Annotated in this window: 14 protein-coding genes and 2 pseudogenes; 14 read left to right on the top strand and 2 right to left on the bottom strand. The window is 53.0% G+C overall.

The features are described 5' to 3' along the window. Window positions 1-73: 73 nt before the first annotated feature. The 11 genes and pseudogenes from ACFE33_RS12825 (at window position 74) to ACFE33_RS12775 (ending at window position 9,949) form a co-directional block, all read left to right on the top strand. Window positions 74-781, top strand: a complete 708-nt coding sequence (locus tag ACFE33_RS12825) for an IS6 family transposase (protein WP_380054084.1) — start codon at window positions 74-76, stop codon at window positions 779-781. A gap of 55 nt (window positions 782-836) precedes the next feature. After that, a pseudogene (locus tag ACFE33_RS12820) lies at window positions 837-1,376 on the top strand (IS6 family transposase); the annotation flags it as partial. A 155-nt stretch (window positions 1,377-1,531) separates the two neighbouring features. After that, on the top strand, window positions 1,532-2,479 hold the full coding sequence (locus tag ACFE33_RS12815) for a substrate-binding domain-containing protein (RefSeq protein ID WP_380054081.1): 948 nt from the start codon (window positions 1,532-1,534) through the stop codon (window positions 2,477-2,479). A gap of 163 nt (window positions 2,480-2,642) precedes the next feature. After that, window positions 2,643-3,614, top strand: a complete 972-nt coding sequence (locus ACFE33_RS12810) for an ABC transporter permease (protein ID WP_380054079.1) — start codon at window positions 2,643-2,645, stop codon at window positions 3,612-3,614. Continuing rightward, window positions 3,611-4,348, top strand: coding sequence for an ATP-binding cassette domain-containing protein (locus tag ACFE33_RS12805; protein ID WP_380054076.1), 738 nt, complete (start codon window positions 3,611-3,613; stop codon window positions 4,346-4,348). The genes ACFE33_RS12810 and ACFE33_RS12805 overlap by 4 nt, the downstream gene beginning before the upstream one ends. Continuing rightward, window positions 4,345-5,121 (top strand): SDR family NAD(P)-dependent oxidoreductase, encoded by a 777-nt coding sequence (locus tag ACFE33_RS12800; RefSeq protein WP_380054073.1) that lies wholly within the window; start codon window positions 4,345-4,347, stop codon window positions 5,119-5,121. The genes ACFE33_RS12805 and ACFE33_RS12800 overlap by 4 nt, the downstream gene beginning before the upstream one ends. Window positions 5,122-5,140: 19 nt before the next feature. After that, complete coding sequence (locus ACFE33_RS12795; protein ID WP_380054071.1) at window positions 5,141-5,788, top strand: RraA family protein; 648 nt, start codon at window positions 5,141-5,143, stop codon at window positions 5,786-5,788. A gap of 21 nt (window positions 5,789-5,809) precedes the next feature. Beyond that, window positions 5,810-6,511 carry a FadR/GntR family transcriptional regulator gene (locus ACFE33_RS12790; RefSeq protein WP_380054068.1) on the top strand — a complete coding sequence of 234 codons (702 nt, stop codon included), beginning with the start codon at window positions 5,810-5,812 and terminating at the stop codon, window positions 6,509-6,511. Next, window positions 6,508-7,401, top strand: a complete 894-nt coding sequence (locus ACFE33_RS12785) for an SMP-30/gluconolactonase/LRE family protein (protein ID WP_380054066.1) — start codon at window positions 6,508-6,510, stop codon at window positions 7,399-7,401. Before ACFE33_RS12790 ends, ACFE33_RS12785 begins: the two co-directional genes overlap by 4 nt. Continuing rightward, window positions 7,398-9,128 (top strand): IlvD/Edd family dehydratase, encoded by a 1,731-nt coding sequence (locus ACFE33_RS12780; RefSeq protein ID WP_380054063.1) that lies wholly within the window; start codon window positions 7,398-7,400, stop codon window positions 9,126-9,128. Before ACFE33_RS12785 ends, ACFE33_RS12780 begins: the two co-directional genes overlap by 4 nt. Before the next feature lie 212 nt (window positions 9,129-9,340). Continuing rightward, window positions 9,341-9,949 (top strand): annotated as a pseudogene (locus ACFE33_RS12775) (IS6 family transposase). A 17-nt stretch (window positions 9,950-9,966) separates the two neighbouring features. Here ACFE33_RS12775 and ACFE33_RS12770 read toward each other — a convergent pair. Further along, complete coding sequence (locus ACFE33_RS12770) at window positions 9,967-10,668, bottom strand: FadR/GntR family transcriptional regulator (RefSeq protein WP_380054061.1); 702 nt, start codon at window positions 10,666-10,668, stop codon at window positions 9,967-9,969. Window positions 10,669-10,859: 191 nt separating this feature from the next. Here ACFE33_RS12770 and ACFE33_RS12765 point away from each other — a divergent pair, with 191 nt between their 5' ends. Then, window positions 10,860-11,711, top strand: a complete 852-nt coding sequence (locus ACFE33_RS12765; protein ID WP_380054058.1) for an amidohydrolase family protein — start codon at window positions 10,860-10,862, stop codon at window positions 11,709-11,711. 43 nt (window positions 11,712-11,754) lie between these two features. After that, complete coding sequence (locus tag ACFE33_RS12760; RefSeq protein WP_380054055.1) at window positions 11,755-12,507, top strand: SDR family NAD(P)-dependent oxidoreductase; 753 nt, start codon at window positions 11,755-11,757, stop codon at window positions 12,505-12,507. A 62-nt stretch (window positions 12,508-12,569) separates the two neighbouring features. On the opposite strand, the gene ACFE33_RS12755 is transcribed toward ACFE33_RS12760, so the two are convergent. Continuing rightward, window positions 12,570-14,165: a GMC family oxidoreductase gene (locus tag ACFE33_RS12755; RefSeq protein ID WP_380054053.1), complete on the bottom strand. Its 1,596-nt coding sequence runs from the start codon at window positions 14,163-14,165 to the stop codon at window positions 12,570-12,572. A 149-nt stretch (window positions 14,166-14,314) separates the two neighbouring features. Between ACFE33_RS12755 and ACFE33_RS12750 the strand changes: the two genes are divergently transcribed. Beyond that, complete coding sequence (locus ACFE33_RS12750) at window positions 14,315-15,388, top strand: ABC transporter ATP-binding protein (RefSeq protein WP_380054051.1); 1,074 nt, start codon at window positions 14,315-14,317, stop codon at window positions 15,386-15,388. Window positions 15,389-15,406: the final 18 nt, after the last annotated feature.

Genomic DNA, 15,406 nt, shown 5'->3' with positions numbered 1-15,406 from the left:
TTGAAGGCCGGATGAGGTCTTGTCAGAGGAATTTTGCTTGAGGCGGGCAGGGCCAGCAACTAGCGTTTGCCCGATGACAAAACGCTCCCCTTTTCGCTACTTCAAAACGAGTCCTGAAATTATCCGTTTAGCGGTGATGCTCTACGTTCGATTTCCACTTTCGCTTCGAAATGTGGAAGATCTTTTGCATGAACGAGGCATCGATGTCAGCCATGAAACCGTCCGTTTCTGGTGGAACAGATTTGGACCTACGTTCGCAGCTGAGATCCGTAGAAAACGGGTCAGTCGGTTGCGATGTTACTCAAATTGGCAATGGCACCTGGACGAGGTTTATGTGAAGATAAACGGCGAACTGCACTATCTATGGCGGGCCGTGGATCACGAGGGTGAAGTGTTGGAATCCTACGTAACGAAACGTCGGGATCGCAAGGCCGCATTGAAATTCCTCAAGAGAACCATGAAACGTCATGGCAAAGCCGAAGCGCTAGTTACCTACAAACTTCGCTCATACGGCGCTGCGATGAAGGTGATTGGTAACGCGGCGAAACAGGAAACAGGACGCTGGCAAAACAATCGCGCTGAGAATTCACACTTGCTGTTCCGACGACGAGAGCGAGCGATGCACCGCTTTCGCCGAATGCGAGGTTTGCAGAAATTTGTTTCCATTCACGCATCCGTTTTCAACCACTTCAATCAGGATCGCAGCCTATCGCAAACAGTTCATTTCAAACTGAATCGCAACGCTGCTCTTACTGAATGGCGCGGCCTTTGTGCGGCATAAAAGGGCAGAGGTACTGGCATACTAGAGAAGAGTTCGAATTCGTCTGACACCACCGTTCGGTCCGATGTTTGCGTCTGAAATACGGAAAAAACGAGTGGACCGATTGCGATCCTGGCCTCAATGGCGATGGCATCTCGACGAGGTTTTCGTGAAGATCAACGGTGAGCGGCACTACCTATGGCGGGCTGTAGACCACGAAGGTGAGGTGCTGGAAAGTTATGTCACGAAACGCCGGGATCGCACAGCAGCCCTTAAATTCTTGAAGAAAGCGATGAAACGGTACGGCGAGCCGGAGGTCGTGGTCACTGACAAATTACGTTCATACGGCGCTGCGATGAAGGTTATCGGCAACACCCGTAGACAGGAAGCGGGACGCTGGAAGAACAATCGAGCGGAGAATTCTCACCTACCGTTTCGACGACGAGAGCGGGCTATGCACCGCTTTCGCTTAATGCGAAGTTTGCAGAAATTCGTTGTTGTCCACGCATCCATCCACAACCATTTCAACCAGGACCGAAGCCTCTCCCAACGCGATCACTTCAAGGCCAGCCGCGCCGCCGCTCTGGCTGAGTGGCGCGGTCTTTTCGCGGCATAAAGGACGGTCGTGTTGGCCTAGTAGAGACGAGTTCGAATTCGTCTGACAGCACCCAAAAACCTCATCAACAGCAAATATACTACTTTTGGCTTGATAAAGTAGTATATTTTATGTTTAGCTTTATAGGCACTCTTCAGAACCTATGGGAGGAACCGATGAAGAAGCTTGTTTCCGCCGCTGCTCTATGCGCGGCAATAACTGTGCCAACTTTCGCCGCAGCCGAGGAAGAACCGGTTGATATCACTATGATCATCTATGCTTCGGCGGGGGTGCCATTTTTCCAGCCTCTGGAGCTAGGGGCCAACACCGCAGCCGAATTGTTGAACGTCAATTTGGACATCCAATATGCGCAAAATGATGTCGTTCGACAGAACAATGTCATGGAGACGGCGCTTGCAAACGGGGTGGACGGGCTTCTGGTCGAAATCTGGGACGACAATGCCTTTGACGAAGCTGTGTGCGACGCAATTGAAAACGGCACGCCGGTTGTCAGCTTTAATATTGATGACAGCGAGGGGGCGGACGGGAACTGTCGTATGGCGTTTGTCGGTCAGAATTTTGTCGATGCAGGCTATACAATCGGTAAGCGCATGATTGCGGACCACGGCATCGGGGAGGGTGACGTTGTGTTTACGCCGGTTGAATATCCGGAGGCTGCGTATGCAGTACTGCGCCACTCTGGTGTGCAAAAAGCTCTGGAAGAGGTTGGTGCCAAAGCGGATCTAGTTGGTGTGACTGATCGACTGCCGGAAGTATTGACGGCCATGACACAATATCTAATCGGGAATTCAGACATCAAAGCAATTATTGGCCTTGGCCAGCAGCCGATGATGATGGCGCAGCAAGCGCTGGATGAAACCGGCATGAATGTGCCAATCGGCGGCTTTGATGTAGCGCCAGAAATTCTGGACGGGATCGCCAGCGGACGCATTACAGCAACCGTTGATCAGCAACCTTATAGTCAGGGCTACTACTCGGTTGCGCAGATGGCACATTACATCCGTTACGGGCTGTATCCCGCTGATCTGAGTACCGGCGGTAGTGGGCTGATCGATAAGTCGAATTATGAAGCGGCGGTAGCTTTGGCGGGCAAAACCCGCTGATATCCCCATGCATCGGGTGCCATTAAGCGAGGCCCCCGATGCATTCAGTCCTCATTTTTAACCGTCCTGATGTAAAGTTACCTGAGTTAGAACCATGACAATGCCCGATACTATTCAACCAACACCCCCACCATCGCCCGCGCGTATTAAGAGACGCTCCGGAATGGCAGGCGCCCTGGACCGACTTCTGGCAACTCCAGCCGGCAATATCCTGATTGCCTTCGTCCTCATCCAAGTGTTGTGCGTCATTGCAGGACTGATTTATCCAGATCAGTTCCGTTACCTGTCGCCTTCCAACATTTCGATAATGCTTAAGGCCATCCCAACACTGGGTATCCTTGCGCTTGGGGTTGGATTGCTCATGATTTCAGGCGAGTTTGACTTGTCGGTTGGGTCAATTTATGCCTTCACTGCTGTCGTTTGCTCAATGTTGATCGCATATGGAATGCCTGCGTGGATAGCAGCGCCGATGATCATCGCGGTCGGGGCGATGATATCTATGTTCAACGGTTTTCTGGCGCTGAAGTTCGCGTTGCCTTCTTTCATTGTGTCGCTCGGCGCGATGCTATTTTGGAAGGGCATGATCTTTTTCGTGCACGGCGCTCAGGCCATCCGCTTTGAGGGTTCGGAAGGGTTCCGCAACTTGATGGCAGGCAAATTAGGCCCGCTTGAGATGCCTTTCGTATGGTTCTTGTTGCTGGCGGTTATCTTCCAACTGGTGCTGCGCCATCACGCGTTTGGCAATCATATCTTCGCCGTCGGAGGCGACCGTGCCGCTGCAACGGCGAACGGCGTCAATCCGGCCAAGGTGAAGTTAACTTGTTTTGCGTTGGCAGGAGCTTGCGCAGCATTGTCAGGTATCATCAGCGCGGCCCGTGTTGGGAGCGTGACGCCAGCGCAAGGTGGCGGGCTCGAGCTTCAAGCCATTGCTGCCTGTGTAATCGGGGGCGTAGCCCTAACGGGTGGGCGCGGCTCGATGATCGGGGTATTTCTCGGCGCGGCGCTGATCTACACTATCCAGGATGTTCTGTTGTTGATGCGGGCGCCTGGTTTCTACCTTGATATTTTCGTCGGCGCGTTGATCGTGCTGGCTGCGATTGCCAACCAATTGGTCGGCGGAAAGGCAGCAAAATGACCCAAGCTCCGTTGATTGAAGTCAAGGACGTAACGAAACGCTATGGAAACCTTGAAGCCTTGCGTGGTGTAGATTTCCACATAGACCGCAACGAGGTTGTCGGCCTATTGGGGGACAACGGAGCAGGAAAAAGCACGCTTGTAAAGCTTCTGTCGGGCATAAACCCACCGACATCGGGCGAGGTTTTCGCGAACGGTGTCAAGGCGTCGTTGAACAGCCGACAGGACGCCGAGTCCATCGGAATCGAGACGATTTATCAGGACATGGCCGTAGTTGGAGAGATGGAAATCTGGCGCAACATGTTTCTGGGACGTGAGTTGCGTGGCAAGTTTGGTTTTCTCAAGGAAAACGAGATGAAAAAGATAACTCTGGATGAGCTTTCATCGGGTGTAGATATCTCGGGAATTGACTCGGCCGATCAGATGGTGGGTTCGCTTTCAGGCGGTCAACGTCAGGCTGTGGCGATCGCGCGTGCCGTGCATTTCCGCAAATCGGTGCTGCTTTTGGACGAACCGACGTCCGCCCTGTCAGTGCGCGAGACGAACAAGCTATTGGATTATATAGACGGATTGCGTGATAAGGGGACATCCGCGGCATTTGTGACTCACAACATCTATCACGCATATAGCATTTGCGACCGTTTCGTTGTGATGAGCCATGGCCGCAAGGTGCATGACATCCGTAAAGAGGACACAAGCGTCGAGGGTTTGACACAAATGGTGATTAACTCATGAGCGGCCCCGAATTCGCTATATATCCTAGCTTGCGTGACCGAGGCGTATTTGTTTCCGGTGGCGGCAGTGGTATTGGTGCCGAAATTGTTGCGGGATTTGCGCGGCAGGGCGCTCGAGTGGCGTTTGTTGACATAAGTTCCGCCGCATCCGAAGCCCTTGTGGCCGATTTGAAGGGCAAAGGTGTCGCGCATGTTCCGGTCTTTCATAACGTCGACATTAGCGACGTGGACGCTTTGCAAGAGGCGATTGCAACGAGCGACGCAGCGGTTGAAGGTATCGATGTTCTTGTTAACAACGCTGCAAATGATCTGCGTCACTCAATAGGCGAGGTAACGCCGGAATTCTGGCGCAAGAGCCTTGCCGTGAACCTGGATCATCAGTTTTTTGCCGCTCAAGCTGTGGCCGAAGGCATGAAGGCACGGGGCCGCGGTGTGATCATCAACATGGGGTCGTGCAGTTGGCGACTTGGATTGGATCAGTTGTCGGCTTATGTCACGTCGAAAGCAGCGATTGAGGGGCTGACAAATGGGTTGGCGCGCGAATTGGGGCCGGAGGGCATCCGCGTCAATTGCATCATCCCCGGCTTCATCAAGACCGAGAAGCAGATTCAGATGTGGCTAACAAAAGAACTAGAGAAGACTATCTATGACGGTCAGTGTCTTAAGGAATTAATCGAGCCGGTCTATGTCGCCAACTTAGCGGCTTTCCTGGCTTCTGACGATGCGCGTATGTGTACGTCGGGCACCTACACAGTTGATGGCGGCTGGATCTAATACGCTAAGGAGGACAAAGATGGCAACTCTCGGAGAGCGCCTTGAACAATGCTACAGCGGCGCGGTCTATGACGTACTGCGCGGGCGCGGAATTACGAACACCGTCTTGCCCAAGGACCTGCGGCCACTTGACCCCAAGACAAAGCTGGCAGGGCCGGTCTTTACTGTATCGGGTAGTCCGAAGCACGGTATGGATGGGCATGAAACGCTGCTGCGATGGACCGAATTTTTGTCGGCTGCGCCAAAGGGGCACGTCGTTATTTCCACGGGTCAGGACGAAGATTTGGCTTTGATGGGGGAGCTTAGCGCCGAGACGCTTCAATATCGCGGAGTTAAGGGATATGTGACCGATGGAGGCTGTCGTGATTGCGATTTTATCGTCAATATTGGTTTCCCGGTTATGTCGCGGTTTTATACGCCGCGCGATATTGTCGGCGCATGGACACCAGACAGCTTCGAGGTCGAGTTGGATTTCTGTAGTGTCAAGATTGCGCCCGGTGATTACCTAATAGCCGATATCGACGGTGCCGTTGTGATCCCGGGAAGTATTGCTGGAGAAGTCATCACCGAAGTCGAAGAAGTTATGCAAACCGAGAACCTTGTGCGCAAAGCGATCCTTGATGGGGTGTCTCCACGAGACGCTTATCTTGAATACGGTAAATTCTGAATAGGATAGGGGTGTATTACCTTGAGTATCGCGCAAACCATCGCTGACGAGATTGGCCGCAGGATTATACGGGGGGATCTAGAACCCGGACAGCAGGCACTTGTTGAAAATGACTTGGTGACTGAATTCGGTGCAAGCCGCAATATTGTTCGGGAAGCGGTCAAGACTCTGGCAGCCAAGAATCTGATCCGATCACAGCGTCGCAACGGTACCTTCGTTGAGTTGCCGGAAAAGTGGAACTTGCTCGATCCTCAGGTCCTTACCTGGATGCTGAGCGAGGATAACACGCGCGATGCCTTGCTAACGTCGCTGTCTGAGATGCGAAGGATATTCGAGCCCGAAGCAGCGGCGCTTGCTGCCGAACGCGCGAGCCCGCGACAAGTGCTTGAAATCCTTGAGTGTTACGACAGCATGGAAAAATATGCCAACGATCCCAAGCGCGCCATCGAATTTGATGTCCGGTTTCACGGAGCTGTGCTCGAGGCCTGCGGTAACCCTTTGTTGAGATCATTCAACGAAAGCATTTCGATGCTTTTAAGGGCGAATTTCAACTTATCCATACAGGTCGACAATGCCTTTATTCGTAATCTTGAGGAGCACAGGATCATTGCCGAAGCCATCCGCGGTGGTGATCCGGACAGAGCGCGGGCCGCGTCAATCGAGCTGTTGAGCAAAAACGAGAACGACATCAAAAAGATGCACGCTATGGAGTTGGAACGGTGACCGTTTGGCAAGTAGCGCGACGCAGCGATACTCTGGGCGAGGGCATGATGTGGTTGCCGGATCAGGAGCGTATTGCTTGGGTCGACATTCTTGGCAAGGCATTTATGACTGCGGCGCCGGATGGCAGTGATGTTCGTACTTATCCGCAACCATCCGAAATCGGCGCGGTGCTTCCTTCTTCTGCTGGTGAATTGATTTTGGTGCGCCGAAGAGAAGTGGTGGCATTTGACGAAGCCAGTGAAGACGAGCGCCTGATCTGGTCGGCGGACGATATGGAGCTAATGAGCAACAGGTTCAATGATGCCACGGTCGATCCCGCGGGAAATCTATGGATATCTAGTATGGACTTTGATGCCAAGGCCCAGACTGGCGCGTTGTGGCGCCTAACACCGGGCGGTTCCGCTACGAAGCAAGTAGAGGGCTTCAAATGCCTGAATGGCCCCGCCGTTTCCAACGATGGTCGCGTCCTGTATCTCGGCGACACAATGGAGGGCGAAGTGTTGTCATTTGATCTTGACCTCTTCTCTGGGAAGCTCTCGAACCGCAAGGTATTTGTAGACCTGAAACCATTCGGTGGTTTGTGCGACGGGATGACCATCGACAGTGAAGGCAATGTTTGGATCTGTCAGATCACGGCTGGTCGTATTGGTTGCTATAATCCTGAAGGCGATCATATTTATTCGCTAGCTTTGCCGGTGCCGATGATCACCAGTTGCTGTTTCGGCGGGCCAGAGCTTCGCGATCTCTATATTACAACGGCGCGCATCCTGCTCGATGACGCTGATCTTGCCGCCTACCCCGAAAGTGGTTCTTTGTTCGCCGCGCTTACCGGCGTGGTTGGTCTGCCTCCGAATATGTTCGGTTCTGCAAAGAAAGATATTTTGACATGAGTGAAGACCCAAAAAAACGGCGGTCCCAGGAATGGTTTGGTGGCACTGATAAGGATTCGATGATCCATCGCGGCTGGATGCTGAACCAAGGCACTCCGCCGGACAACTTCGACGGTCGTCCCGTGATCGGCATTTGCAATACTTGGTCCGAGTTCACGCCATGCAACGGTCACCTTCGTGATCTTGCCGAGCGCGTGAAGCGGGGCGTTTTGGAAGCTGGCGGTGTGCCTTTTGAGTTTCCCGTAATGAGTTTGGGTGAAAATAATATCCGTCCTACCGCCATGCTATTTCGCAATCTTGCCTCCATGGATGTCGAGGAAAGTATCCGGGCCAATCCCATGGACGGTGTGGTTCTGCTCTGTGGATGCGATAAAACCACGCCGTCGCTAGTGATGGGTGCGGCAAGCTGTGATCTACCGACTATTGTTGTATCCGGTGGGCCGATGCTGAACGGCAAGCTCCGAGGTTGTGATATCGGTTCGGGCACAGCAGTTTGGCAGATGTCGGAGGACGCGCGGGCAGGGACGATATTAAAGCAAGAGCTAATGGCCGCTGAACAATCCATGTCGCGCAGCCCCGGTAGCTGTATGACAATGGGCACGGCTTCGACTATGGCTTCGATGGTCGAAGCATTGGGGCTAGGTCTTCCACAAAATGCAGCGACTCCGGCAGTGGATGCTCGCCGCCGCACTTTATCGCAATACGCTGGGAGGCGCATTGTCGACATGGTCCGTGAGGACATCAAAATGAGTGATATCGTCACCCGCAAATCTTTTGAAAATGCGATCCGAGTGAATGCCGCTATTGGCGGATCGACCAATGCGATCCTGCATCTAATTGCGATTGCCGGGCGGCTTGAGGTGCCACTAAGCTCGCAAGACTGGGATGCCTTCGGGCGGGATGTGCCGACGATCCTTAATTTACAACCCTCAGGTCAGTACCTGATGGAGGACTTTTACTATGCCGGTGGTTTGCCCATTGTTATGCGTCATCTTCTGGAAAGCGGGCTGCTGCACGGGGATGCCGCAACAGTTTCGGGCATGTCGGTGGCGGAACAGGTCTCGGATGCCGAGAACTTTAATCCCGATGTGATCCGTACAGAGGGAGCACCCTTAACCGAAAGCGGCGGGATCGCGGTACTAGAAGGGAACCTTGCACCTCTCGGTGCCGTTATCAAACCCAGTGCCGCCAGCCCGGAGTTGATGCAGCATACCGGTCCGGCGGTCGTGTTTGAGGATATCGACGATTACAAGTCAAGAATCGACGATCCTGCACTTGATGTAACTCCTGACTCCATTCTGGTGCTCAAGAATTGTGGTCCGAAAGGCTATCCCGGGATGGCGGAGGTCGGCAACATGGGTCTTCCGGCAAAATTGCTACAGCAAGGTGTGCGCGACATGGTGCGCATCTCTGATGCGCGCATGAGCGGTACCGCTTTTGGTACCGTAATTCTGCATGCTGCGCCCGAAGCGGCCGCCGGAGGTCCGATTGCTCTGGTTCAAACAGGCGACCAGATCGCGGTCGATGTGGAAAACCGAAGGCTTGAACTGAAAGTTTCCGAAGATGAATTGGCTAGACGACGGGAAGACTGGCTGCCGAGAGACCTGCATATGATAACGGGATACCAGCGCCTGTACATCAATCATGTACTTCAGGCGGATCGGGGGGCCGATTTCGATATTTTGGTAGGCAGAAGGGGTGCGGACGTGCCAAAGGAATCGCACTGACTTGATGTGGAAAAAACAACATATACTTTGATTTTGGGACACGTGTGAGACATTTGGCATCGTCTTTGTAAGGCGTTTGGGCGGACCCATGGTCAAGGCGGCTTTTTCCGGGCAGGATGTCCAGTCAGTCTGATCAACGGTGCGTTGCAGTAGGGAGGCTATGTCAGAGGAAACTTGGTTGTGAGAGGCGGAGTGACGATCTAGCCTCTGTCATGGCAAAACGTTCTCCTTTTCGATACTTCAAAACCAGCCCAGAGGTCATCCGCTTGGCGGTGATGCTTTACGTGCGTTTTCCATTGTCGCGCCGGAATGTGGAGGACCTGCTGCATGAACGTGGCATTGACGTCAGCCACGAAACTGTGCGCTTATGGTGGAACAGATTTGGTCCAATGTTTGCAGCAGATATCCGCAGAAAAAGGGCCAATCGAATGCGGTGTTACTCGAACTGGCAATGGCACCTAGAAGAGGTTTAAGTGAACATTCACGGTGAGCCGCATTACCTTTGGCGAGCCGTCGACCATGAATGTAAAGTGCTGGAAAGTTAAGTCACTAAACGCCGTAACCGTGCTGCAGCCCTAAAATTTTTAAGAAAAGTGATGAAGCGCTACGGGCCGCCTGAGGTCGTGGTCACCGATAAGTTGCGCTCATTTGGTGCTGCGATGCAAGTCATCGGCAATGCGACTAAGTAGGAAACGGGACGCTGGAAGAACAATTGCGCTGAGAATTCTCATCTCCCGTTTCGACGAAGGGAGCGAGCGATGCACCGCTTTCGCTGGATGCGAAGTTTGCAGCCTTCCCAAAAAATGGCGCAACCGCCATGAGCAGGGACTATCTTGTATTAATTAACAACAGCTTCTGCGGCATACTCAAAGTGGTTTGACATAGCGGTTGCGGCTGCTTCGGGATCTTTTTCGCGTATTGCCCGTTCGATCGCTCGGTGGGTGTCCTGAATTCGGGCGAGCTTGTCTTTGTCGCTTTGTTTTTCGCGGCCTTTCGCAATGGATGCTTTGATCGACATACTGAGCGGTTGGATAATGTAGGTATAGAGTTGATTGTCGGTGGCTTCGGCGATCTTCAGATGAAAAGCGAAATCATGCTCCACAAACTCTTCGATTTTGTCGATCGACTGTTCCATCAGTGTGCAGATTTCGGTTAGGGCGTCGGCTTGCTCCTCGGTGCGACGCATAGCGGCCAGACGGCTTGCGGCAACTTCGACACCTCGGCGCACTTCGAGAACTTTTGCGACCGTAATCTGCGAAGTCGCAACGCCATGCTGAACCAAAGTTGCAAGAACCTCTGGATCAAGGCTTCCAACCCGTGCGCGGCGGCCACTTGAGATTTTAACAACACCACGCCCGGCCAGTTGGCTTAGCGCGCTGCGAACAACCACACGGCTCACGCCTGTTAATTCGCAAAGTTCGGCCTCTGAAGGAAGCTCGTCACCTGGCCGCATATTATTCTGTTCAATATAAGCCTCGATGCTTTCGGCAACCCGAGTGTGCAAGGGGCGTTTGTCGAGGTCCATCATGGCGTTTTTCATGAGTTTTTCATCCAGATTGGGTCGGTTTCGCCGAAGATGCCGTAATTGGCGTTGTAAGTTGCATACCAGTTAAAGACACCTCTGACCATCAGAGAAGACTTATATATTGCCATCTTCGGAACATGTGGTTATGAGGTGATACTGTATTCCTATGATATAGGTTTAGTTTGCAAATGCAAGAACCGGAGGATGTGAAAATTATTCCGCTTATAGATACACATGCGCATTTGTTACGGCCCGATGTTGCTGGCCACGAATGGACAAGATCGATTCCGTGTCTCGCTGGTCGGAGATTCGGGCTGAGCGATTATTTTGCTGCCGCCGAGGCGCAAGGCATCAAGGCGACCCTTCTTATGGAAGGCGGCGCAGACGAGGCTGATTGGCCCGCAGAAACACACAGTTTGAACGAAATAGCCGCTAATAACGGACAGATCGCGGGTGCCATTGTGGGTGGCCGCCCAGAAAACTATTCCAAATTTGCCGAGTGGATGGAGCAAATGCCGCTAAGTGTGGTGCGAGGGGTTAGGCGTCCGTTGCATGTTTGTGATGACGATTTGTCTCGCGGCGATGATTTTCGCCGTTCAATGAGCTTGCTCGGCGAAGCAGGGCTGACATTCGACATTTGTGTTACCGCAACTCAGCTTCCCGTCGCAACAGAGTTGGCGCGCGCTTGTCCTGACACTGTTTTTATTCTTGATCATGCAGGTCACCCTGATATCGCGGGTGGCAATCTTGACGATTGGCGCAGTGGAATTAGCGAACTGTCGGGATGTTCCAATGTAGTAGGCAAAATTTCAGGTTTGATGCCGCTTTGCACACCCGGTCAAGCCAGTTTGGCGGCGTTGCGACCATGCCTTGACCATATGTTGCATAGCTTTGGCCCCGACCGTTTGGTGTGGGGCGGCGATTGGCCTTTGGTGAATATGGCAAATGGATTAGCCGATTGGGTTTCTGTCACTCGGTCGTTTCTGGCTGAATTGTCCGCCGACGAAGCGGAATTGATCGGCTGGCAAACTGCGGCACAAACGTATCGCCTTACGTAGCACGGAATGGCTCCAAACAGATACTATTAGATAGGGAAAAAAAATGGGTAGACTTGAAGGAAAACGCGTAGTTTTCACCGGTGCGGTGGCAAATATCGGTCGGGCTAGCGTAAAGTTGTTCCTCGACGAAGGCGCTCGTGTTGTTGTTGGAGATCGCAACGAAGAAGCAGGCGCGGCGCTGGTCGCTGAACTAGGTGAAAACGTGAAATTCTTGCCGGTTGATCTTTCGCAAGAAGACTCGATTAACGCGTTTGTTTCTGATGCGGTTGAACTGCTCGGTGGTCTTGATGTGGTTTGCCAGAATGCCGGACTACAGCGTGCAGGCCCGACAGATCAATTTGACGTCGCAGACTGGGATGCAGTTTATACAGTAAACATTCGCGCGCAATTCCTTGTCGCCAAGCATGCAATCCCGCATCTGAAAGCCGCTGGAAAAGGTTCGATCGTCAACATGTCGTCCTGTGCCGGTAAAAAAGGTGGCGCGGGGCTCGCTGCATACTGTTCGTCCAAAGGGGCAGTCGTTATGTTCACCAACGCCTTGGCTCTAGAGCTTGCCGCTGACAACATCCGTGTCAACGCAATCTGTCCAGGTTGGGTGGATACTGAGTTTAATGCAGCTGCAATAGACCATATGGGTGGATTCGACGCACAAGCAAAATCCATCGCAGAAGGTGTTCCGATGGGGCGCCAATCTACACCCGAGGAGATAGCGCCCTTGTATCTCTATCTGGCGTCTGACGAGTCGACTTACATGACCGGTCAGTCAATCTTGATCGACGGCGGGGTTCATAACTGATTTTCTATTGGGAACGTGTTCGATAAGGGGCAGGGCAGCAAGCCTAGCCCCTTTCCTTGTTGTTAGGCTCTGTTTACGAACTCGGAGGCTCGTTCGGCTATCATAATTGTTGGCGCGTTGGTGTTTCCCGACACAAGGCTCGGCATAATCGAGCTGTCAGCAACCATCAGCCCCTCGATTCCATGGACATTGAGCGCTGGGTCGACAACTGCCATGTCGTCCTGACCCATTTTGCATGTGCAAGTTGGATGATAACCGGTTTTTGACCATTTCTTTGCATGGGCGATGATCTGTTCGTCAGTCTCAAGCTCTGGACCGGGAATGCGCTCGGCTTTTACAAACGGTTCCAGCGCTGGCTGCCGCATGATCTCGCGGCCGATACGGAAAGCCTTAATGCCCATTTCGACATCATAGGGATGATCCCAAAGCTTAGGGTCGATGACTGGCTGTGAAAGCGGGCTGGAGTCTTTGAGAGTTACAGAGCCACGCGATTTGGGACGCAGGATTGTTGGGTGAAGTGTTACGCCGTCTCCACTAATTCCCGGCTGCCCTTTTTCGACACCTGCTCCCAGAACGAAATGGAATTGCAAGTCTGGGTCCTTTTCGTTCTCGTCAACGAACCAGAAACCACCTGCATCAATCAGATTGGATGCTGCGGGGCCATTACGGAACAACATGTACTGAAGGCCTGCTGAGGCCGTTTTATGGAGTCTGTTATAGGAATCGTAGCTTTCATTGCCTTTGAGTTCGCAAATGACATTCACGTCCATGTGGTCTTGGAGGTTCTGGCCAACGCCAGGAAGATCCGCAACCGACGAGATCCCGAGCTTCTTTAGGTCGGCTGATGGGCCGACCCCCGACCGCAAAAGGACTGTCGGAGAGCCAATCGCACCGGCCGCCATAATGACCTTGTGGCTTGCATTGACGGTGTGTTTGTTGCCGCCCCTGTTGTTACAAAGTTCAACGCCCACAGCGCGCCCTTCCGAGACTATCACCTTGGCGACAACATGATTTTTGACAACTGTGAGGTTCTTGCGTCCGCGGGCCGGGTGAAGATAGGCGTCTGCCGCGCTGCATCTTTCGGCATTTCGTTGCGTAAGTTGAAAGTACCCGACGCCCGCTTGGGTGGCACCATTGAAATCAGGGTTGTAGGGGATGCCGAACTCCTGACAGGCGCGAATCCATGCTGCGGATACCGGCTTTGTATTCACCGGATTTGATACCGATAACGGGCCATCGTTACCGTGAAAATCGTTCGCGAAAACCTGATTGCTTTCGGATTTGCGGAAATATGGTAGAACATCGTCATATCCCCAGCCCTGACATCCACTGTCACGCCAGCGGTCATAGTCGCCTGCGTTGCCGCGAATATATATCTGGGCGTTGATCGATGACCCGCCACCCAGAACGCGCCCTTGCGGATAGAAAAGCGTCCGGCCATCAAACGCGCTCTGCGGGGTTGTATGGAAATCCCAGCTCGAAAAACCATACGTAAGCTTGGCAAAACCAGCGGGCATTCGGATGTATGGATGTCTGTCTCCACCGCCTGCTTCGATCAGCAAAACTCGCCGATCCGGATCTTCGCTCAGTCGTCCTGCAAGGGTGCATCCGGCCGATCCGCCGCCGACAATGATGACATCATATTCTGTGTTCTTCAATTCTGGTTCCTCCCAGCACTCAAAAAGCGGTTTAGTTTCAGATTGTTGCGGCAAAAGTTAGAAAATCTAGGTTTGCGCGCTTGCGTTCCTACTGAATGACAGTATACCTATGATACAGGTTACGCAACAGCGACAGTTTGGGAGGACGCATGGCAACTGTTCAGTTAGATCAACTCGTAAAGGTCTACGGCAGCCACGTCGCGGTTCGCGGCATCGATCTCGAAATCAAAGATGAGAGCTTCGTGGTGTTTGTCGGCCCTTCGGGTTGCGGCAAGTCCACCACTTTGCGGATGATAGCCGGTCTTGAGGGCGTCAGTTCCGGAGATATTCACATTGGCGGCAGCGTTGCCACCAACCTTGCCCCACAGAAGCGCGGAATTGCGATGGTGTTCCAATCCTACGCGCTCTACCCGCATATGACGGTTGCCGAGAATTTGGCGTTCTCAATGCGATTGTCAAAGCTCGGTAAATCCGAAATCGAACAACGCGTGCGAAGTGCAGCAGACATTCTGGAGCTTGGTCCTTACCTTGAGCGCCGTCCGTCTGCGCTGTCCGGTGGTCAGCGGCAGAGGGTTGCAATGGGGCGTGCGATTGTGCGCGAACCGAAAGTGTTTCTGTTTGATGAGCCGCTTTCAAATCTTGATGCGATGCTTCGCAACCAGATGCGGGTTGAGATTAAGCGCATCCAGCAACGTCTTGGCGCAACCACGATTTATGTGACACATGATCAAGTCGAGGCGATGACGCTTGCAGATCAGATCGTCGTTATGGATGGCGGAAGCATCGCGCAGGTCGGTACGCCGCTCGAGCTTTATAACTCCCCGGCCAACAAATTCGTTGCAGGGTTCATCGGCTCGCCCAAGATGACATTTATCGAAGGTGAAATATCTGATGGCCATTTTAATAGCGGCGATCTGAAATTCCCGTTGGGAAGTCGCGCGGCGCATGTGCGCCCTGGTCCGGTTTCGGTCGGCCTTCGCGCTGAGAATATCCAGCCGGTTGGTCACGGGATGCCGTTCGCCGAAGCTCATGAAGTCAAGGCGCGTGTTTCGCTGACCGAGATGCTTGGCAACGAAACACTGATCTTCTGTCAAATCGGAAAAACCGAGCTGATTGCACGTATGTACGACCCGCGCTCAGTGCAGGTCGGTGAAGAGATTACCTGTCTGTTTGACTTGTCGAAGGTCCACTTCTTCGACCCGGCAACAGGCAAGCGGCTTTAACTGCACAATAAAAAACAA

Origin of the sequence: Falsihalocynthiibacter sp. SS001 (genome assembly GCF_042445055.1) — a bacterium.
Taxonomy (GTDB): Bacteria; Pseudomonadota; Alphaproteobacteria; order Rhodobacterales; family Rhodobacteraceae; genus Falsihalocynthiibacter.
The sequence above is the reverse complement of the archived record's forward strand: the minus strand, read 5'-3'. Positions and strand labels throughout refer to the sequence as shown.

What these genes read in the sequence shown, in the direction of transcription:
- ACFE33_RS12825 (WP_380054084.1), top strand. Translation starts at nt 74, where the DNA reads ATGACAAAACGCTCCCCTTTTCGCTACTTCAAAACGAGTCCTGAAATT.
- ACFE33_RS12810 (WP_380054079.1), top strand. Translation starts at nt 2,643, where the DNA reads ATGGCAGGCGCCCTGGACCGACTTCTGGCAACTCCAGCCGGCAATATC.
- ACFE33_RS12795 (WP_380054071.1), top strand. Translation starts at nt 5,141, where the DNA reads ATGGCAACTCTCGGAGAGCGCCTTGAACAATGCTACAGCGGCGCGGTC.
- ACFE33_RS12800 (WP_380054073.1), top strand. Translation starts at nt 4,345, where the DNA reads ATGAGCGGCCCCGAATTCGCTATATATCCTAGCTTGCGTGACCGAGGC.
- ACFE33_RS12805 (WP_380054076.1), top strand. Translation starts at nt 3,611, where the DNA reads ATGACCCAAGCTCCGTTGATTGAAGTCAAGGACGTAACGAAACGCTAT.
- ACFE33_RS12760 (WP_380054055.1), top strand. Translation starts at nt 11,755, where the DNA reads ATGGGTAGACTTGAAGGAAAACGCGTAGTTTTCACCGGTGCGGTGGCA.
- ACFE33_RS12750 (WP_380054051.1), top strand. Translation starts at nt 14,315, where the DNA reads ATGGCAACTGTTCAGTTAGATCAACTCGTAAAGGTCTACGGCAGCCAC.
- ACFE33_RS12780 (WP_380054063.1), top strand. Translation starts at nt 7,398, where the DNA reads ATGAGTGAAGACCCAAAAAAACGGCGGTCCCAGGAATGGTTTGGTGGC.
- ACFE33_RS12770 (WP_380054061.1), bottom strand. Translation starts at nt 10,668, where the DNA reads ATGAAAAACGCCATGATGGACCTCGACAAACGCCCCTTGCACACTCGG.
- ACFE33_RS12815 (WP_380054081.1), top strand. Translation starts at nt 1,532, where the DNA reads ATGAAGAAGCTTGTTTCCGCCGCTGCTCTATGCGCGGCAATAACTGTG.